This is a genomic window from Exiguobacterium sp. S22-S28 (genome assembly GCF_043359615.1).
In the GTDB taxonomy this organism is placed as follows: domain Bacteria; phylum Bacillota; class Bacilli; order Exiguobacteriales; family Exiguobacteriaceae; genus Exiguobacterium_A.
In genome coordinates this window covers 1-19,065 of record NZ_JBHFFC010000033.1, presented here as the reverse complement: position 1 = coordinate 19,065, position 19,065 = coordinate 1, and the positions used below count along the sequence as shown (strand labels likewise).

Sequence of the window (19,065 nt, the reverse complement as noted above, 5' to 3'; positions counted from 1 at the left end):
CAAGAAAAGCGATTTTCTTTCAAAAATCGTTAAACATTGGAGTATCGGGTGTCGATAAGGTATATGGAATGACGATTACATAAAGAACAGATGGATCAGGTGAAATGAGTATTCTAATTATTACCTATTTTGTCTCGTGATTTCTATTCGTCAGGACATGCATCTTTTTTCCTTTATCTGACTTGGATTTGAAATACAATCGAAATGTTTAGCATCAACCAAGCACGACGATTTCCATTGTATGGATAGGAAAAGAATAGAAGAAGGAAATCCTGAAGTTTGTCTTTTGTCTTTTATTGGAGACAAGTCGTCAAAACAACTAGCAGTTTATCTAAGGGAGGATTTTTACACATGGGCACGAAGAAATCAAACAAGTTATACGCAGCAGCAGCTGCTCTCGCAGTTACAGCTTCAGCAGTAGCACCTGGACTTTCAGCAGACGCTGCAACGAAAGTCACAGTTAAATCAGTAGTTAACCCAGCAAGCATTTCACACTACGGTGGATACGCAAACTCGGTTAAAAAACTTTCACTTCCTAAAACGGTTAAAGTCATGCTTTCTAACAAGAAAACAGAAAACCGTTCAGTTAAATGGGGCAAAGTCGCATACGACGCGAAATACGTTGGAAAATACCAAACGATCACTGGTACAGTTTCAGGTACTTCGTTAAAAGCAACAATCAAAGTCAAATTAAACAACTACCCAATCGATGTGGTTGAACCGAAACTTGCTCCTGTCGCTGTCGGCGAAGAAGTAAAACTTCCTTCAACAATCACAGTGAAATACAAAGACGGTAAATCAATCGAACGTTCAATCAAATCGTTCACAATTTCAAAAGCGGATACAAGCAAAGCCGGTAAAATGAAATTGTCTTACTCGTACAAAGGATTAAACCTCGAAATCAAAGGTTCAATCGCTTACGAAGTAAAAGCTGCTGAAATCACAAACGTGATGAATGAAGTTAAAGACGACATGCTTTCAGTTTCAGCTGACGTTAAATACCCAGCTAAAGGCGCTAAAGCTGAAGTTCTTGTTTACGCATTCAAAGATATGACAAAAGAGCCAATCAAAGTTGCTGCTGAGCTTAAAGACGGCAAATTGATGGCAAAATCAGGCGTACTTCCAGCTGGAACGCACGCATTCGCAGTTAAAGTCGGTGAAGTTGTTTCACCAGCTAAAGACTTCGTAATCGAAGCTCCAATGGTTAAAGAAGTTAAGGCGATTAACGCTAAGCAACTTCAAGTTACTTTCAACAAAGCTGTAGACAAAGCAACAGTTGTTGAAGAGAACGGTACTTTGAAAGGTGATGTTGTCACAGTTGCTACTGTAACTGGAGACGAAGCAACAATTTCAGATGCTTCATTAGCTTCACTTTCTACAGATGGAAAAGTTCTTACAATCTCTACTAATACAGGTGCTTTCAAAGGTAAGTATGTTGCTAAAACAACTGAAACAGTTAAAACTGTTAAAGGTGAAGTATTACCTGCATACACATCTGATGTATTGACTGTAGAAGATGTTACACGTCCGATGTTTGAAGCAGTTTCTTACGATGCAATCGGAAACGCTACATTCACATTTAGTGAGCCTTTAAATGCATCTACTTCTGAAATTGCAACTGCATTAACAGTTTCTGGTCCAACTTCAGTTGCTGTAGTTGCAGGAAATATCACTATTGCTGATGACAAAAAGTCATTCGTTGTAGCACTTCCTGGAACAATGACATTAAACGCTTCATACAACTTCATCTTCACTGGATTAAAAGATTTTGGTGGTAACTTGCTTACTCCAAACCCAGTATCTGTTTCAGTTGTTAAGAAAGATATCGAAACAGTAAAACCAACAGTACTCTCTGTAGAATCTGCTGGTACTGGTAAACTCAAAGTTACTTTCTCTGAAAAAGTTCAAACTGCTGGCGCTACTATTAAAGTTGGATCTGCTACTCAAACTTCTTCAGTAGAAATTGACGAATCTAAAACTGTTCTTACTTTCAGTGACAATGCTCTTGCAAACGGATTGAAAGACGTTACAATCTCTGGTGTTAAAGACTTAGCTGGAAACACAATGGAGAACGTTTCACGCGTTGTAGAAATTAAAGCTGATGGAACTGCTCCTGCATTCGTTTCACAAGAAATCGTTAAAGAAGATACTAAGCAATACTTAGTAGTCAAATATGATGAGCTTGTTGCTGCTAACAATGCATTATCAATTACAGGAACATATGTTGATGCTGACAATGTTACTAAAGACATCACTCCAATTACAGGTGCATCATCAATTACTACTGGAACAGATGGTAAATCAGTGAAAATCTTACTTCCAAATGTTGCTGCTGACTATAAATTGAACCTTCCAGAAGGTTTAGCAGAAGACAAAGCTTTACCTACTGCTAACAAGTCGCTTGCAAAAACAGTAGCTTTCAAATTGAGCCCACTTACTGATACTACTAAACCTGTTGTAAGTACAGTTACTCAAGCTAACGATAAAGTTACAGTTACATTTGATCGTGACGTAACAGCTGCTACTGCACTTAATACAAGCAACTATGTAATTGAAGGTGCAGAAGGTTCAGTAGAAAGTGCTATTCTTAAAGGAAATGCACGCACTGTTGAATTGACACTTAAAAAAGATGCAATTTCTACAAACGGTGAGCGCAATGTTACGATTAAAAATGTAGCAACAGCTGCAGGTTCTATCATGGACACTGTTGTGAAAAAAGTTGTTCTTAAAGAGACAGTTCGCCCAGTTGCACTTTCTGCAAAATTGATTGCTGCTGATAAAGTAGAAATTACATTTAGCGAAAATATTGAAGATGGTACTGGTCTTGGTGCTGTTGCTGGCGATGACGTAGATGTATATCAAGGGACAACTAAATTAACAGAAGCTTCAGCAGAAGTTATCACTGCAAATAAAGTTGTTGTTACATTAACAGCTGGGCAGCTTACATCAGTAACTGGTATTACTGCAAAAGCTTCAGCTAAAATTGACCTTACAGATGCTAACAAAAACGCTATTAACTTCTCTAACGTTCTTTCAGTAAACTAATACTGATTTCTTAAAATCCTATGTCGCTCTATGTGGCATAGGATTTTTCTGTATGTATTGATATAAAAATCAAATATATATTATTACCTTGTAAGAACTATAGAGAGCATTCATTCCGATCCGGAGCGAATGCTCTTTTTTGCGTAGAAAAGGAGGAGATGGAATGGAAAAAAGATTTGGCTTTATTGTTCGGATCAAGAAGCTGTTTGGTAAGGAAGTGACGATCGATGAAGTCGGGATGGAGTCACATCTGTTCGAGCATTCGGATATTGATTCGTCTGTGGCTTCATTGGAACATCTCCAATTACTTCCGGACCCGGTACGGTTCGAGACTTATGTCTACATCGATTCGGAAGGAAAAGAATGGATTCCTGGCATAGGCTATGATACGATCACCTATCGGTTGGTCTATGAGGTATGGCTGTGTGATGGAAGAACGATTGCATACGAACTATACGACGAAACGAAGTCATGATGAAGATTGACTAAGAATGACGACACTAAGTGTATGTAAAAGATGCGATTTCGTGGAGAATACCAAAGGAGGAAATCAGAATGCGGAAGTATCATCGGGTAGTGCTTGGAGGAAAGGATTATTATCGTCAATATGATGAGACGCTAGATTGTTATGAGGGAGAATTATTGACCGAAGAAGATGTCATCGAGCAAGTATTAGAGGATGTCGTACAAGACGTCATCCAAGTCGATCGATCACGTGTCCAACGGAGTATCAAGAACATCATGGATGAAGATGATCGGCTGGTCATCCAGTCCTATGTCGAATATATAGAACGAGTCGTAGAGCTTTTCGAGTGAGAAGTTCTTTTTTATTTGTCCTATTTTGGGACTCGACGTAGTGCGTTATGGAAGTATTCTTGTCTATGACTCCTGACTGTTCATTAAGACTGCTGAGAGTACGAAACGGAAAGGAATTTTTATGTATCAACAGTTTTAGTAGGTGTTCAAAAAAGGAACGAAAGGTAAAAGTAGAACTGCCGGGAGATTTCCCGTTCCCCGATTCTGTTTGTAAATGATATAGAGATGTATCTCCGCATAAAAAAAAACGGGGTTTCGGGGATTTTCGTCTCATCACCTCCGAAACCTCGAAAAAAAGAGAGAGGGGATGGACCCATGACATCGGGAATAGCAAACGGGGAAAACGAATCCTTCCGACGATTTCTCTATGAACAAGGACGACAACCGAGTACGTCAAAGCATGGTGGACAAAAGAATCGGATTCATTTTACAGATGAAGCGACAAATTAAAAAGAAAAAAAGTAGTTGAAAAACGTAATCCTCTCTTCAAAATACAGTTTGAAGAGAGGATTACGTTTTATCTGTTTGAGTAAAATATGAAATTTTCACAACTATAGGTGAGGGCTGATTTTTTTTCTAACTTATTGACCCACCTTGAAGTAGCGACCGTATCGTTGTTCTTTTGGAATAGGTGCGATGGCTGTCGCGACGTGATGCGCAAACGTAATCAGTTCCTGTGCCCGTCGTTCCTCGCGTTCTTCCTTAAAAGCAAATACTTCAGGACCGGTGTTGGCCTCAAAGAAGCGTAACGTCCGTGTCTCGTCAAGCGCAAAATCAAGAGCAAGTTCCGGCAACGTAAAAGGATACAGGGCATCGATGTCTTGTGCGAGCAGTATACTCTGCGCCAACCATTCTTTATACAGCACATCACCGGAAGGATCGAGCTGTTGTAAAAATGGTTCTGCCCGTTCGTTTTTATACGCACTCTGATTCGTGATGAAACGTCCTTTTTTAGCAACATCGGCGATGGCAGCAAGTACGATCCATTGTCCGTCCGCATCGCGGATCAGGTGTGCCCGCAGATGGAATGTTTCTCCGTCCGGTGTCTGCGACTTAATAAAGGGTTGAATGATGTAATTGCCTTGGTCAATCAACGGCTGAATAAAGGACTTAAGACGTTGATATGAATACGTGTGACGTTCGTCGCGGATGGTCAGATAGTATCCAGAACCGGCTGCTTTCGTGACTTTATAGATGCCTTGTCCTTTTGAAGCATCCGTTGGCTTCAGCACCACCGTTTTTTGTTGTTTCAAGTGTTCTAAAAACTGATCGTACTGATCAAGCGTCGTGGTGGGAATCAGAAGTTTGTTCCAAGCACCTGTGTTTTCAAGCTTTTGCTGGAGAACCCATTTGTTATCGATTAAATGAAAGAAACAAGGGATTTCTTTTTGAAGTCGAAGATCTTTATCAAAATCGGTTGCCTGTTTTGGAATGACGCATCGTTCATTAAAAAGTAAGTCTGGAAAAGGAATCGTTTTAGAAATCCAGTCTTCTTCATACACCTCTGCTTCAATCGTTGAGTTCTCGAAATCCACATCTTCAATTGTAAAGCAGGCGACTGTTTCTCCCAGTCGTCGTGCTTGATCCAAATAAAGTTGCATCCGTTCTTGTGGCAGAATTTCACGAGGGGAATACCGATTGTTGTATATAGCGATCATAAAAGCAACTCCTTTAGTTATGTATGTTTCTCCAAATGTGAAACAAGATTTTTTTTCTTCTAAGAATAGTATAAGATATGAAGGGCACAATTAAGTATTTTCTTCTGATGAAATGTAATATTTAGCGCAACACTTAAAAAAACCGTACTAGACGCAGGCTGATGCAAGGCGTACCGTTTCCGGATTGCGGTATGGAAAGCAGGAGAAGTCATAAGCGTGTATGCAGAAGACGCTGCGAAAAACCGTTCAGCAAAAGCAATCAAAGCTGAACTGCTCCCCGTCAAGTAGACAAGCAAAATAATAAAAAACTTTTAAACGGCTTGAGCCCTTAATTCCAGCGGACTCAAGCCGTTTAGTCGTTCTTGATATCGTTCTTCGTTATAGAATCGAATGTATTGCTGAATCGCATGACGGAGTTCGTCGAACTCCTCGAACTTATGTAGATAATAACTCTTACACTTCACTGCGCCCCGAAACGATTCCATCGGACCATTATCGATGCATTTACCGACACGAGACATACTTTGTGTAATGCCTGCTGCTTTCGTCATTCGACGGAAAGCATGCGACGTATATTGAAACCCACACGATCGCTATGTAGAAGAGACTGACTCTCTGGTGCGCCCTGAAGAGCGATTTCAAGCGTATCGAAAACGAGTTGATTGTTATTCGAATGACCGATGACGAATGAACGGATGGATCCTCCATTACGACCAGGGTTGGCATTATCAATACCGAGCGTTCATCGGTACGCTCCGCGAACACGGCATCACGCAAAGTATGTCCCGTAAGAGCAACTGTCTCGATAACGCAACCATCGAAAGCTTCTTCGCTGTGCTCAAGTCCGAGTTCCTGTATCTCAATCTCAAAGAGTTCGATGACATGGACCCACTTCAAATATGAGCTCAAGCGTTATATCGAGTACTATAACCATCGTCGCATCAAGAGACGACTAAAAAACCTGAGCCCGGTGGAATACCGGACCCAGATCCTAAAGGTCGCCTGACGAATCATTCATTGTCTAATTTTTTTGGTTCAGTTCAAAAGTAGACAGTTTTTGTGTTTCGACTGTCTACTTTTTGGATACGATATCAGTAACGATGACAATTCCTTCTTTTCTTTAGAAGTCGACTAGTTATGTCCCAGCCTCTTCAAAATCATTTAAATTTTTTCAATACCTCGCACAATACCGGAATTATCTCATAGTAACTTAAACAATAGTAGGAATAGAATAGGTTAAAATCTGATTCAACTGCTCAATTGTGCGCCATCTATCAAGAAGATCAATACGATGTACACGAATCTGACGCGATGGTTGATCCTCCAGATGCCAGACGTCATCGGGAAGAGTAATGTACTCGTCATCGAACAAAGGATATAACAGGATGACGGTAGAGACATCTGTAAAACGCGTCAAATACGCATACATCTGATAGATGTCGTTACGTTTGACGTCACTGTTCGTCTCTTGTAGTGCGAGACGTTTCCACTTCGTATCAAGTATGAGTGAATCGTTAGGACCGTCCATTAAAAAATCAGGACGAAGCGCGAGGACGTCCTTTTGATGTGCTCGGTGCAAGAGATGTGTTGTCGTCTCAGGTCGTTTTAGCTGATAATTAGAAATCGAGTAGCGCAGTAAAGAACCGATGTAAGATTCGTAGATACGTGGCATGCTGAAGAGAAGGGAGATGGATGCATTTGAACCGGAAACGCTCTCCGCTGAATGACCGAACATGATCTGTTTCGAGAGTTCTAACGCTCCATGGAAACGTTGCTCGGTCCGATCTGGTGTGACGCCTTGAATCTGTTCTTTTGTCCATGTTACATATGTGACATCGTCTAAGAGATGATTCATTTGATGTAACAGTTGTTGTGTTTCCATCTTTTTACACATACGACGCAAAAGGTGATTCGTACTCAAGAACAAACGATTCATGTCGTGGTCTGTTACGCGTTCCTCATACTCGCAAACTGCATGATGCCCCTGATTTCTACTCATCAGTTCCTGAATGTGCCGGTTAACGAGTAGTCGACCTTTAAGAACGGGAGAAGTTGTTCGTAATGTTTGATAACGCAAGGCGGGTCCTTGTCTTAAAGCCGTTGCGAGTTCTTTTGCATAAGCGTAGCCGAGTATTTCATGTAAGGGTTCATCAAATAACGCATACTGTTCAATTGGATTCACCTGAATAGGTAAAATATCCGATTCGAAGAGCATATTGAGAAGTGCACGTCTCGTCATTGTATGATCTGCATCGGAAATTTTCGGAAGAATTTCAATTGTGAACGTCTCACATTGAATGAAACCGACGAAATCAAGAATACGTAATGAATTGAATCCCCATACGAAGTGACGAGAAGGATACTGTTGTTGTTGTCGATGATTTTCTAGAAATGCTGCCTCTTCGTAAGTCAATCCTTGCGTTCCATCATTCGATATTTTCAAAGAATCGAAGTTTTCAATAAGCGTAAAAACACGTCGTGTATTAGGCATAGACTCTTCTCAGAGCTTCAACAGTCGGATATTTGACCATTTCATACCGGATCTTTTCTTCACGCATTCGTGAGGAATTAGGAAACAACTTCTGGGCATGTAACGACTTGGTACGTAGGAAATAGGATGAATCATTCAGATCGTTTGTTGCACCTCCAAGAACGAAGGCGATTTTCTCGAAATCATCATAAAAATATTCTTGTAACAGTGGGACGACTTTCGTTTGCATGATATGTAACAAAGATTCTGTCGTCAAGCTTTCATTAAGAAAGAACCCATGACCAATCATATGATCGCGATCGTAGAGATATTCAATTCGATCGTTCATTTTTGTTAAAATCGCCTGAGCATTGATTCCTTCAATATCTTGAGGAAGTAAGAAGGGATCAGGTGCTAACTCTATAAACTCAAAACGGCGACGAAGAGCAGTATCCATCAAGGTGATAGAACGGTCAGCCGTATTCATTGTCCCGAGAACATGGAGATTTGCAGGAATGCTGAACGACTCTTGCGAATAAGGAAGTGTGACGATGATTTCATTGATTGCACCACGGCGTTTATCGTCTTCGATCAAGGTAATTAATTCACCAAAAATACGTGAGATATTTCCACGATTGATTTCATCGATGACTAAGACAACGTTATTCGATGAAACGTTTTGTATGATAGACGGTGAACTCCCTAGAAAGAGAGGTAGTTTTTCTACTTTAATCATTTCATGAGAAAGTGGATAAAGAGGAATTTGAACAAAATTACGCTTAAACAGCTCGTGGGTAGGAATGACCGAATCAGCAGCACGATGGAATAACCAATCAACTTTACGAAAATGTGCATATGGAATCGGAGTTGTAGAGTTGTAATAGTAATCTCCTGTGACGACGCCGATAGCTCGGAAGTTATGATTTCCGTGTGAGGCGATGATGATATCGCCAATTTGAATATCAAACTTTAACATGTTGATTGAGCGGTTGACGGTATCGAAGTTTTCAATGGAATCGTCCGCGATGATTTTTGCTTCGATGTCGTTCTCATCATTACAATCCGTGAAATCAATCTGACTACCATACCCGAGTGTGATGACTGATTCTTTTAAACAATACTCAAAGATTTTTTCTTCCTGTTTTCGTCCGAGTGACATTTTGTAGACTGAACGCTGCTCTAAATCAAGTGCGGGAGCGACTTGTGCGACTGTTTCTTCGCTTGAATCAATCAAAGAGGCGGTTGTACATACTTGTTTAAAAATTCCATCCTTTGGTTCGAAACCGCCTTTCCCATCACTTCTAAGACCTTCAACAAAGTCTTCATACGAAAATGACTGATGAAAAGTACAAAATTGGATTCGATTTGCTTCGACGTGAGATTGATACAAACGAGTCCACTCTTCGCGAGGTGCATGTTGTTCTTTTAGGCGTCCGAATCCTTCTGGATCAACAATAGCTAATGTTTTTTCGACGATAGCATACGTTTTTCCGGTTCCTGGTGGACCGAATAAAATTTGATTTTTAGTAGTCATAGATAAGAGAGTCCTTTCGCGCTAAGTTATTTTTAATGCGGACAGATATAAAATAAGTAATATATAGAAGAATCACAAAAAGAAAGATGCTAAAGATCATTAAAGCAAGAGAGAGATGAACTGTATCCTATAATTCATGTAGAGTAGCTCCTTTTAATTTGATAATAGAAAAAGAATCGATTTAAAACCATATAATGCAACATATTTGATTTTAAAGGAATATTAATTTGGGAATGAACCTATATTGATTTTTTATGGGAATATGTTTTTGATTGACTCATTTATTAAAATTAAGCGAGAATAGTTTCGCCTCTAAACGTGGATTTTCAACGCTAAACTAGACAATTTCCTTAAGAGACAATTGTTTGTAACGGACGGAAATTTGATGATTTGACGTATCGTGTATGCGAAGATATTTTAATCAATATATATAACCCTAGGACTAACGTTCCGATACCATTAAACTCAAGAAGATTCATTTTTATAGAATTCTGATTTGATAATTTTATACATGGTCTCCGCGACTGTATTATCATGCGGACACCCCTTTTCGCTCAACGAGAAACGAATTCTGAATGTATGAAGTGTATTCTTGATCCATGGGAAACATCCGAATACGACGCAAATCACTAGAAATGAAAGCGAAAGTATGATGGATTAGTTGGGCATCCTTTCGCTCGCCCATAAGATGTCAGATGATTTCTCGGTTAAAGGGATCAATAAATACACATACATAATGCCATTTTTAACGAATTTTGATGTACGTCAGGCTATTTACGACAATGGAGATTTCTTCTTCTTACTTGAACGCGAGGTTCAATTCATTGGCTGCCGTCGACTCGTTGCCCACTTCTTTTTTATGCTTGAACTGCAGCATCTTATACGTAGAAACTAGGTCTTCCTCTTGCATGATCCGACTGATTATCCTTTGCTTTTCATAATTTTTCTTAAACTAAATGGACTTGAAATTTATGTTTAGCTAAGCGTAGACCATGTATTCCATTAATGATCCAAACGAATGCTTTTGCAAGTTCAGTAGAGTCTAATCTTTTTAAAATTGATTTTATTTGAATATAATTTACAAATAAATCTCTTCACACTCTTATTATCCACATATTGTGAAGGGGAATAAAAATCGTGAATTACATCATTGGTATGCCTAGCGCATCACGAATCCATTTATTTATGCTCTACTTTTGCAGACGGATATCAAAGAAATATTACTTTAAATGTTTAAGGGTTCTATTATTCTACAAAAAAAGAGGAACCTAGCGTTTTTTTTTGCATACCTAATGGTAAAAAAAACTATATAATACCTTTATAAGTATTTAATTAATTTTAAATACCATTTTTAATTTACTGAAAATAGGAGGCTTTCATATCATGCAATGTCAAAAATGTAAGGGTCACATCAATCAAGAGGTTTTATTTTGTACGGAATGTTTTTTGATTAACCAGTCGTACGTGTTTCGTGATGACAAGATCCAGTCGGATTTCAAGATGAAGATGAAAGTGCTCGACGAGGTACTCGTAAAAGAAGTGTCATCAAGTGACTATTTGTGGGATGTTTCGGTAGCTCGCTATGCGACTAGCATCGAACGTGCGAAATCAATCTTGGAGTCAGATGAGATCAAGCCGCAAGTCACGAGAAAAATGTTTTCGGACATGGAAGTATTGTTGAAGCGATGTAAGTCAGCAGAATTTCACATCGCACTCGTCGGAGCAATCAAAGCCGGAAAGTCGACATTAATCAATGCCTTACTCGGATATGATCTCGCTTCCACACGCGTCACACCAGAGACGGCATCGCTAACGAAATTTAGACGTTCTTCTACAGGACGGGACTTTGTGAAAGTCTCTTTCTATACGGAAGCAGAATGGAAAAAATTATGGAAGAGCGTCAATGAATCTAAGGCGAAAGTATTTCTTGAAGAATATGAGGAGCTGAAGGCAGAGAGCATCAAGAATGAATGGGTAAATCGAGAGACGATGACGCAAGAGTGCGGTTCGCTAGACGATTTAAAGACCGAGATTCATAAATGGACGTCTTCAAAGGAAGCCACACATTACTTTGTAAAGGAAGTTGAGGTCGGACTTGTCGATTTTGATGTACCAGAAGGGGTCATCTTCGTCGATACACCGGGACTCGATGACGTTGTAGCATATCGTTCGAATATTACGCGCGATTACATCGATCGTGCAAACGCGGTTCTTGTATGTGTGAAATCGGACTCGTTAACAGGACCGGAGATGGCGACTATCTATAGTGTCTTTGCCAATACACGATACAACCCTGAAAAGGTTTATGTGATTGCGACGCAGCTCGATACATTAAACCGTCCAGAAGAAAATTGGAAGGAACAACGTAAAGAGTGGTTGAAATACTTGACGGACGAAGGGGCATACGGGAACGTTGCTCTCGCAGAAAAAAATCTAGTGCCGGTATCAGGTTATCTCTATTCCCTTATCCAATCCAATGCCGAAGTAGCTGCGGGGAGTGATTCATACTTCGATTTAATGTCGATTCTCATGAAGTTCCGAATTCGTCAGGAAGAACTTGGAGAACATGAGCGACGATTGATGGATTTCACGGGTATAGACCATCTGAAGCGAAAGCTTGAAAAAGAGGTAATCGATAACCATAAAGCGTTACTTGTAGAAGACATCAAAGAGTCCTATCTTGTCTGTAAAGAGGAGATTTTACGTTTCGCTGAATCTGTCAGACAAGATCAACTAGAAATCATCAACATGAGCGAAAAAGGCATCGATGAGATTCGTGCTGAACAAAAGAAACATGAAATCGAGCTCAAACAAATTAAAATTGAGAAACAAAAATTAGAAGACGCTTTATCTCAGATTGAGCGGAGTACGAAGGAACGGGTTCAGCAGCTTGCGACACAGATTAAAGGTCTGGTGGTCAATAAATGAAAGGATTCTTGAGCAAAATGTTTCCTTTTCCAATAAAATGGCCAATGAATGAAATTTTTGATATCGCTATGAAATTTGCAACTGAGTGGATGAATAAGAAAGTTAGTGAGAAGAAGCCTGTCACGTCCGAATCATCAGCATCGGAATACCGAGATGTACATCTAGACTTGGAGAAGTTGAAAAAGAAAGTGGAAATTGAGCTAGCACAAATCGAGCTAGTCATCTCCGAGGAAATCACTCAACTGTTCGATCAATACGAATCTCTGATTGAAAGTCTTGACGAAAAAGGTATCTCCCTTTCCTCGGGAAATCGCGCCTATGCTAGAGAACTAAAAGAAACGAGTAAAGACTATCAAGGATTTATCGGTCAGCAGGTTTCGATATCTCTGAGCCTGACGAATCGGAAATTGATGTCGATACTCGCGATGATGCCGGGTGTACGCAAGGAAGAAGCGATGAATCAATTCGTTCGAGAGAGCATTGCAGAAGCGCTATTTGCACTATCTAGTCGATTTGAGACAGATTTCACCCGCCTATCGTTCGATATGACCGACGATATTTCCGAAAAAATTAGTGTGTTGGAACAAGGATATCAGAATCATGCACGTTCGCTCGAACAACTGCTGGATGATCACGTTGACTTTGCCGTTCGCAAAGAGTGCCTACTGACCGATGCATTTTTCCGCATCGTGTTGATAAATGAACTATGTGAATCGATTTAAAACTTAAAAAGGGAGGAAATATATATGGGTTTTTTTAGTTTTTTTAGAGATACAGCTTCGAAAATAGGAAGTGCGATTGGTAAAGGTGTCGAATTTGTAGGTCGAACATTGAAAATTGAGACGGTAGAAAATTTTGGACGGTCGCTGGATGAGTTCTGTGAATCATTCAGACAAGCGCCTTCCTATGACAAAAAGACGGCGTCAGCAACGGAAACCGCCGATATCAATTATTTATTAGTCACTTTCGGGGCAGATTTCGAAAAGAAAGCAGATGAGCTGGAGGAAGATGCTTTGTATGAACTAAGACAGTATTTTTCAGATCTCATCACTGAGATTGAACAATCTGATATGAAGATATCAACGAAAAGATTACGTCGCTCACTTACAATCAGCGAAAAGCAGGTTCAAGGAAAATTAAAGCGATTCATGGCCCGACGATTATCGATCGATGATATGGAATGTCTCCACATTTTATCTTTACCGCCAGGAGACGAAAAATCACGTGAGATGAACAAATTCGGAGAAAAAGTATTAGTTGAGGCATTGGAACAGTTGGCGGACGATGTCATTATTTTTGTGGAAGAGCAAAATGAAGTTCTCGAAGAAGCGATGAGAGAGTTAATGGAGCAGCAGACGACGTCTGTCACTGAAAAAGTCCGCCAACTATCATCCATTCTTGAAAAATCTGATGGAGAACTTTTTGACCGAGAAGGCGCTAAGTTAAAACCTGCTATTCTTCTGCGCAGTATGCAGCATCTTCAGGCGGAACTGGCATGAGCAAGGACTGGTTCGGTTGGGTGAGACGATTGTTTGGTCTAGCAGGAGAAGCAGAAAATCGTCTGATATTAGAAGGCATTGCACGTTTGAATGAAGACCTTGATGCGCAACATCTGACAGTAAGAAATATGTCTGACGCGATGAATAACTTGGTGGCGGATCAAATGGAGCTTCATCAAAAAATCGATATGATCATCTCGACGATTGACCGAATCCATTACACACAAGATGATGGGATGAAGCAAATTGGACTTATATCAAGAGAAGTAAAGAACTTGATGCAGGAATTTTTGGATGATTATGTAGAGTCTGGGCGACAGGAACTTTTGGTGCTGTCGGAAAGAATCGACGATACTACAAAAACCCTGAATCTCCTAGGGGAACAGACTGGTACGCTTGCTGGGGAGATACACGCAAACCATACAGCATCAGTGAATCTCGCCAAAGAATCAAATGGATACATCTATACTGCACTAACTGAAGGAAGCAAGGGAATTAATGAAGCAGCCTTACAATCTAAAAAACGGGACGAAGATTTATTGAAATCATTGCAAGCAATATGGATGGTAGAGCTCAGCAATCAACTTGAGAAGGAAGTCGAGAGAAGATAAGTGCAACGGGGCACGAAAAGGCGTCCAGATCCTAATGTTATGAATCTAGACGCCTTTTTGAATGGATACGGTAAGAGAACATGTGTTTCGTATGAAGATGGATTCAAATTTCCTAAAAATGAATAATATCGAAATATCCTTGTATATGAGCATATACGTGAAAAAGGAGAGTAAACAAAATGGGTAAATTCATCGTTTTAACCGGTCTAGATGGTTGTGGGACGAGTTCAATCGCTCAGAGGCTCAACCAGATGGACCTGGGATCTACATTGTTTAAATCCCTTCCTTTTCCGTACACGGAAGGAAGAGAACTGATCGATCTTCATGTAAGGGAAGTATCCACGGTTGCGCATTATCTCTACTATCAGTCAGCCAATCTTTATCTCTCAGAATTGATCAGGGAGCAAAAAAAGAGAGCAGTTGGAAACATCTATTGTGTGAGGTATCTGCTTGATACAGTGGTCTCGCAGCGAGCCGCCGGACTCGATTTACCTTATTCCTACTTGACCGAGTGGGGGGAGTTAGAAAAACCGGATCATATATTCTATTTGGATGTATCGGAAAGTGAGCGTCAAAGACGACTCATCAATCGAGGGAAAGGATACTTGGATGAGCAACTCGATCAGGAGGGATTACGTGTTCGATTCATCGAAGAGTTTTCTCGACTCGAACAGTATTTCAAGAGAATTGATACTACAGATAGGACGATGGATGACATCGCTAATGAAATCCGAAAACATATGATGGATGAGGAGAATCGGAATGAAAAAGATAGAAAGATATTGGATTTCTGAAGCGGGTTATCAAAAACTAGAAGAAAAATATGACAGATTACTTCAAGAGGAAATTGATATCCAAAAGCAAATCGGCGAGAGTGTCAAAATGGACAATGATTTAAGAGAAAATCCAGATTACATGTCTCTTCAATCGAAGGCGATGTCAGAAATGAAGTTTCGTTTAGCGAAGACAAAGGCGGTTCTAGCCGCCTGTGACATTATCGAGCAATCGGAAAGGTATCTGAACGATGATGATTCGGATGTCTATATCGGTTCAAAAGTGAGTCTCCGCTATGAGGATGGAGCGAGAGAGGAGTACACGATTTTAGGATACGACGAGGGAGATCTCGAAACAGATGTCATCTCCTATCTTAGTCCGTTAGGTTCTGCTCTTCTAGAGCGGAAAATGGGCCAAACATTTCGTTTCAAAAACGGAGACTATGAAGAAGAAACAACAATTTTGAGAATCCAGAAAGGAGGCAGAGAACGATGACCATTTTATTCTATGGAGAGAAGGTTGGCGTATACACGGGGTTCTCTAACTTTTCAAATCATGGATTTTATCTAGATGACTACTTTTGGAAAACGAGCGAACACTTTTTCCAAGCACAAAAGTTCATCGGGCATCCAGAGTATGACTACATACGAAACCTTCCCACACCCAAAGAGGCTGCTTACGAAGGTCGGAAGTTCACGTTGAGAAGCGACTGGAAAGAGGTACGGTACACAATCATGAAGCGGGGAGTCACAGAGAAGCTTCGGACACATCCTGATATACTTGTCCAATTGTTAGAAACGAATATGGAAAAATTAGTGGAGAACAATCCGAAAGATTCCCTTTGGGCGAACGGAGCTGATGGAAACGGTCAAAACCTGTTCGGACAAGTATTGATGGACATCCGCGCGGAGTTCCGCTCGATTGCTATCTTAGAGAGTGAAGGTTCCTATAAATCGGTATCCGTTGAAAATCTTGTCAAAAGACATCAATTGATTGAGCAATTGCGGACAGTACCTGCTGACATGTTTAGGAATTTACGACATCTTCAACCACAAGTCGGATGCTTTAATCGATGTAGCTTTTGCAGCCAAAGTGCCGGAAGTTCTATTTGGTACTTGAACCATGAAGGGCTTAAAAATCTATTTTCTGCTCTCAAGACAGTCGCTATTGATCATGCCAATGCCCACAAAACACAACAAGGGATACCATATCTGAGAGAAAAATTGTACCTAGATGAAAATCAAAAAATCCATGCGGATGTCAAATTACCTAAGTATGGACTTCTAGGATATGGAAGAGATACGCATCGTCCGGGAGTTTTGTACTGCTATCTAGACAATGATATTAGTACTTATCCACATTTCGATAGCTATCTCAAATATGCTTATGAAGATTTAGGTGTGACAATTAGGATTTCCACAGTGGGGTATAGTCGTAGGAACTTACCGTTACAACGAATGCACGAAGAAATAAATCAAACGCTTGGAGCAGCCGTAGCCGGGGTACGTCTTTCGTTGACACCATACACGTACGGATGGACACAGAGCGGTGAACGTACGAAAAAGACATCCCGTGATGATTTTCAAGAGGATGTCGAGAACTTTCTCCGTACGTATCGCCCTTTGGTTAACCGTCTAGGAACAGGACAGCGGACTGCTGGGGTAGAGCTAAGGTTTCCTCCCTTGAGCGAGACGCGAATGCCCTTCCTTGAAGTAACGATTGATGGAATTCATCATATGGCAGTTGGACCATATTTACTACGGGCGAAAGAAAAGGACATCTTATTAGAGACGAGTAAAATCGAGATTGATGATGATCGAAAGATGCGTGTCATCGGAGAAGGGAAACCATATCGTCTTTACGATAGCGATTCTCTTCGATGCGACGATATCGAGAAGCTAACGGCAGCCATCGAATTGCACCTTTCTGAAAAAAAGTACAAGGATGTTCAGTTATATCTGTTTGAGAATGAGGATGGTCCTTACTATGTGACGGATCCTGAGATGAGTAACGATGGTGTGTATACAAAGCATTTCTACCCAGCTACTGCCAAACGACAGTATAGCGGGTATATCGATGCTGAAAGATATTTCTTAAACAGTTTGCTAAAGTATAAAAGAGAAAAAGGAATCATGCTTAGAAGACAACCCTTTACTGAGGCAACCTGGTCAGATGTCAGGTATACACTAAACAAGATGTTAGATGAATCAATTAATTACAATAATCATACGATGCATTATGTCCAAAATGTCATGTCTCCAATGGTGGAAATGTATGCAACTTCACTCCAGTCCGCCGGATATCCAGCATCTTTTTTCTACCTATCAACCTTTACAATTGACACCGGTAGTATTTGTAATTTAGGGCAGGCTTATTATGAATTCAAGGATTTAGCAAGCCGTCCGAATCTTCCATTGACGCCACAACATGAAAAATCCTACGGCGAGAGCGGATCACTCGGAGCAGAGGGGGCTATTTGGAGAATGTCTGTCATCCCGAATGCAAAAGAGGACGCACGTAAGAAAGTAACGGGGGAACGAAACTTGGTCTCGCACGATCCACGAGTACTCATCGAGCGTGAAGATCTAGGCATGCGTTCATTAGGAGGCATCGAGGGAAACGCGGATAGTCGTTTTTCATTCCCGATGGAAGGCATCGAGATGATGAATTTCAAAACGGGGATGGAAGAATATCTGATCATGGGTCAAGCGTCGAATCGTTGAAGTCTGTCGGGTGAGGAGAGGCTGCTTATTCCTCCACTACTCCGAATGTGCTGCCATATCACTGCAATCAATTGTTCTGAAGTGGATTGATTATTTGCTTGAAGAAATAGTAAAACGAATAGAATACCTCGTTGGGAGGACGGTAGATAAGATGTACCTAAAAAGTTATTTTGACAAACCGTCTTCTATTATACGGGTCTCCGCTTCTAAAATAGACCAAAAAATTTAGATAATAAATAGTATACTATACTATACGACCTCAAGCATCTAGGTCCGGTATTCCACCGGACTCAGGTGTTTTAGTCTTGTCTTGATACGACGATAATTATAGTAATCGATGTAGCGTTCAAGTTCACGCTTGAAATGATCCATGTCGTCGAACTTCTTGAGATAGAAAAGTTCAGACTTGAGCACGGCGAAGAAATTCTCCATAGCTACGTTATCGAGACAGTTTTCCTTTCGAGACATACTTTTGGGTGATACCAAGCTCTCATAGTGTTCTGGTGAACGAATGATATTGATAGTGCCATCTCTGATCAGAGTGGGGGATTGATAGTCGTCTAATCTTCGCAACAGCTTGGCTATCGTGTATTGTACATGGTACTCGCATCACAAGATATCCAAATTAACTATAAACGTCTCCTCCGATTGATGCGCAAATACAATACCATCATGGTCATCTGCCGCAAGAATGCTCATCGTCAACTCGCTAAAGCGACTCACGAAAACGGTATCGTATCAAAGTGTCTAGTTTGGCGTTGACAATCCACATATGAACTTTAATAGATGAGGGGATTTTTAATATGGGGGAGTTGGAGCATAGACAAAGGATTGGAGTGCCGCTTGATAAATTTGACTGCAACTGCAACCGATTAAATGTGTTAGCAGAACAGACAGCCTCGAAAAAGGCGATCTTTAGACTGACCTAGCAATATGAGACACACATAAAACACCTTGATTAGGCTGCCAATACACCATATTTTTTCGGTGTCAGTCAGGTAGCCTAA

At 40.5% G+C, this 19,065-nt stretch carries 15 protein-coding genes and 2 pseudogenes; 12 read left to right on the top strand and 5 right to left on the bottom strand.

Annotation, left to right across the window (positions count from 1 at the left end; translation table 11 throughout):
• Positions 1-351: 351 nt before the first annotated feature.
• From ACHA8N_RS15795 to ACHA8N_RS15780, 4 genes are all read left to right on the top strand, one after another.
• Positions 352-3,045, top strand: coding sequence for an Ig-like domain-containing protein (locus ACHA8N_RS15795; RefSeq protein ID WP_393966280.1), 2,694 nt, complete (start codon positions 352-354; stop codon positions 3,043-3,045).
• 163 nt (positions 3,046-3,208) lie between these two features.
• A complete protein-coding gene (locus ACHA8N_RS15790) occupies positions 3,209-3,520 on the top strand; it encodes a hypothetical protein (protein WP_393966279.1) in 312 nt (103 codons plus the stop codon).
• Between the two features lie 80 nt (positions 3,521-3,600).
• Positions 3,601-3,861 (top strand): hypothetical protein, encoded by a 261-nt coding sequence (locus ACHA8N_RS15785; protein ID WP_393966278.1) that lies wholly within the window; start codon positions 3,601-3,603, stop codon positions 3,859-3,861.
• Positions 3,862-4,176: 315 nt separating this feature from the next.
• Complete coding sequence (locus tag ACHA8N_RS15780; RefSeq protein ID WP_393966277.1) at positions 4,177-4,311, top strand: hypothetical protein; 135 nt, start codon at positions 4,177-4,179, stop codon at positions 4,309-4,311.
• A 131-nt stretch (positions 4,312-4,442) separates the two neighbouring features.
• Here ACHA8N_RS15780 and ACHA8N_RS15775 read toward each other — a convergent pair whose 3' ends face one another.
• The gene (locus tag ACHA8N_RS15775; RefSeq protein WP_393966276.1) at positions 4,443-5,519 is read right to left on the bottom strand and encodes a YheC/YheD family protein; all 1,077 of its coding nucleotides are present in this window, start codon (positions 5,517-5,519) and stop codon (positions 4,443-4,445) included.
• A gap of 311 nt (positions 5,520-5,830) precedes the next feature.
• On the bottom strand, positions 5,831-6,070 hold the full coding sequence (locus tag ACHA8N_RS15770; RefSeq protein WP_393966275.1) for an integrase core domain-containing protein: 240 nt from the start codon (positions 6,068-6,070) through the stop codon (positions 5,831-5,833).
• Between the two features lie 148 nt (positions 6,071-6,218).
• Here ACHA8N_RS15770 and ACHA8N_RS15765 point away from each other — a divergent pair.
• Positions 6,219-6,525, top strand: a pseudogene (locus ACHA8N_RS15765) (transposase); the annotation flags it as partial.
• Positions 6,526-6,729: 204 nt separating this feature from the next.
• Here ACHA8N_RS15765 and ACHA8N_RS15760 read toward each other — a convergent pair.
• Both ACHA8N_RS15760 and ACHA8N_RS15755 read right to left on the bottom strand, forming a co-directional pair.
• Positions 6,730-7,962, bottom strand: a complete 1,233-nt coding sequence (locus ACHA8N_RS15760) for an McrC family protein (protein ID WP_393966274.1) — start codon at positions 7,960-7,962, stop codon at positions 6,730-6,732.
• A 40-nt stretch (positions 7,963-8,002) separates the two neighbouring features.
• Entirely contained in the window at positions 8,003-9,523 is a 1,521-nt protein-coding gene (locus tag ACHA8N_RS15755) for an AAA family ATPase (protein WP_393966273.1), read from the bottom strand.
• Positions 9,524-10,906: 1,383 nt separating this feature from the next.
• Between ACHA8N_RS15755 and ACHA8N_RS15750 the strand changes: the two genes are divergently transcribed.
• The 7 genes from ACHA8N_RS15750 (at position 10,907) to ACHA8N_RS15720 (ending at position 18,058) form a co-directional block, all read left to right on the top strand.
• Positions 10,907-12,451, top strand: coding sequence for a dynamin family protein (locus ACHA8N_RS15750; protein WP_393966272.1), 1,545 nt, complete (start codon positions 10,907-10,909; stop codon positions 12,449-12,451).
• On the top strand, positions 12,448-13,173 hold the full coding sequence (locus tag ACHA8N_RS15745; RefSeq protein WP_393966271.1) for a hypothetical protein: 726 nt from the start codon (positions 12,448-12,450) through the stop codon (positions 13,171-13,173). The genes ACHA8N_RS15750 and ACHA8N_RS15745 overlap by 4 nt, the downstream gene beginning before the upstream one ends.
• 24 nt (positions 13,174-13,197) lie before the next feature.
• Entirely contained in the window at positions 13,198-13,950 is a 753-nt protein-coding gene (locus ACHA8N_RS15740; protein WP_393966270.1) for a hypothetical protein, read from the top strand.
• Positions 13,947-14,561 carry a hypothetical protein gene (locus ACHA8N_RS15735; protein WP_393966269.1) on the top strand — a complete coding sequence of 205 codons (615 nt, stop codon included), beginning with the start codon at positions 13,947-13,949 and terminating at the stop codon, positions 14,559-14,561. Before ACHA8N_RS15740 ends, ACHA8N_RS15735 begins: the two co-directional genes overlap by 4 nt.
• Before the next feature lie 179 nt (positions 14,562-14,740).
• Complete coding sequence (locus tag ACHA8N_RS15730; protein WP_393966268.1) at positions 14,741-15,355, top strand: dTMP kinase; 615 nt, start codon at positions 14,741-14,743, stop codon at positions 15,353-15,355.
• Positions 15,324-15,830, top strand: coding sequence for a GreA/GreB family elongation factor (locus tag ACHA8N_RS15725; protein WP_393966267.1), 507 nt, complete (start codon positions 15,324-15,326; stop codon positions 15,828-15,830). The genes ACHA8N_RS15730 and ACHA8N_RS15725 overlap by 32 nt, the downstream gene beginning before the upstream one ends.
• The gene (locus tag ACHA8N_RS15720) at positions 15,827-18,058 is read left to right on the top strand and encodes a riboflavin biosynthesis intermediates N-glycosidase (RefSeq protein WP_393966266.1); all 2,232 of its coding nucleotides are present in this window, start codon (positions 15,827-15,829) and stop codon (positions 18,056-18,058) included. Before ACHA8N_RS15725 ends, ACHA8N_RS15720 begins: the two co-directional genes overlap by 4 nt.
• Positions 18,059-18,325: 267 nt before the next feature.
• Here ACHA8N_RS15720 and ACHA8N_RS15715 read toward each other — a convergent pair.
• Positions 18,326-18,602, bottom strand: a pseudogene (locus ACHA8N_RS15715) (IS3 family transposase); the annotation flags it as partial.
• Between the last annotated feature and the right edge of the window lie 463 nt (positions 18,603-19,065).

Coding starts and splice junctions, on each gene's coding strand:
- ACHA8N_RS15795 (WP_393966280.1), top strand. CDS start 352: ATGGGCACGAAGAAATCAAACAAGTTATACGCAGCAGCAGCTGCTCTC.
- ACHA8N_RS15790 (WP_393966279.1), top strand. CDS start 3,209: ATGGAAAAAAGATTTGGCTTTATTGTTCGGATCAAGAAGCTGTTTGGT.
- ACHA8N_RS15785 (WP_393966278.1), top strand. CDS start 3,601: ATGCGGAAGTATCATCGGGTAGTGCTTGGAGGAAAGGATTATTATCGT.
- ACHA8N_RS15780 (WP_393966277.1), top strand. CDS start 4,177: ATGACATCGGGAATAGCAAACGGGGAAAACGAATCCTTCCGACGATTT.
- ACHA8N_RS15775 (WP_393966276.1), bottom strand. CDS start 5,519: ATGATCGCTATATACAACAATCGGTATTCCCCTCGTGAAATTCTGCCA.
- ACHA8N_RS15770 (WP_393966275.1), bottom strand. CDS start 6,070: ATGACGAAAGCAGCAGGCATTACACAAAGTATGTCTCGTGTCGGTAAA.
- ACHA8N_RS15755 (WP_393966273.1), bottom strand. CDS start 9,523: ATGACTACTAAAAATCAAATTTTATTCGGTCCACCAGGAACCGGAAAA.
- ACHA8N_RS15750 (WP_393966272.1), top strand. CDS start 10,907: ATGCAATGTCAAAAATGTAAGGGTCACATCAATCAAGAGGTTTTATTT.
- ACHA8N_RS15745 (WP_393966271.1), top strand. CDS start 12,448: ATGAAAGGATTCTTGAGCAAAATGTTTCCTTTTCCAATAAAATGGCCA.
- ACHA8N_RS15740 (WP_393966270.1), top strand. CDS start 13,198: ATGGGTTTTTTTAGTTTTTTTAGAGATACAGCTTCGAAAATAGGAAGT.
- ACHA8N_RS15735 (WP_393966269.1), top strand. CDS start 13,947: ATGAGCAAGGACTGGTTCGGTTGGGTGAGACGATTGTTTGGTCTAGCA.
- ACHA8N_RS15730 (WP_393966268.1), top strand. CDS start 14,741: ATGGGTAAATTCATCGTTTTAACCGGTCTAGATGGTTGTGGGACGAGT.
- ACHA8N_RS15725 (WP_393966267.1), top strand. CDS start 15,324: ATGAAAAAGATAGAAAGATATTGGATTTCTGAAGCGGGTTATCAAAAA.
- ACHA8N_RS15720 (WP_393966266.1), top strand. CDS start 15,827: ATGACCATTTTATTCTATGGAGAGAAGGTTGGCGTATACACGGGGTTC.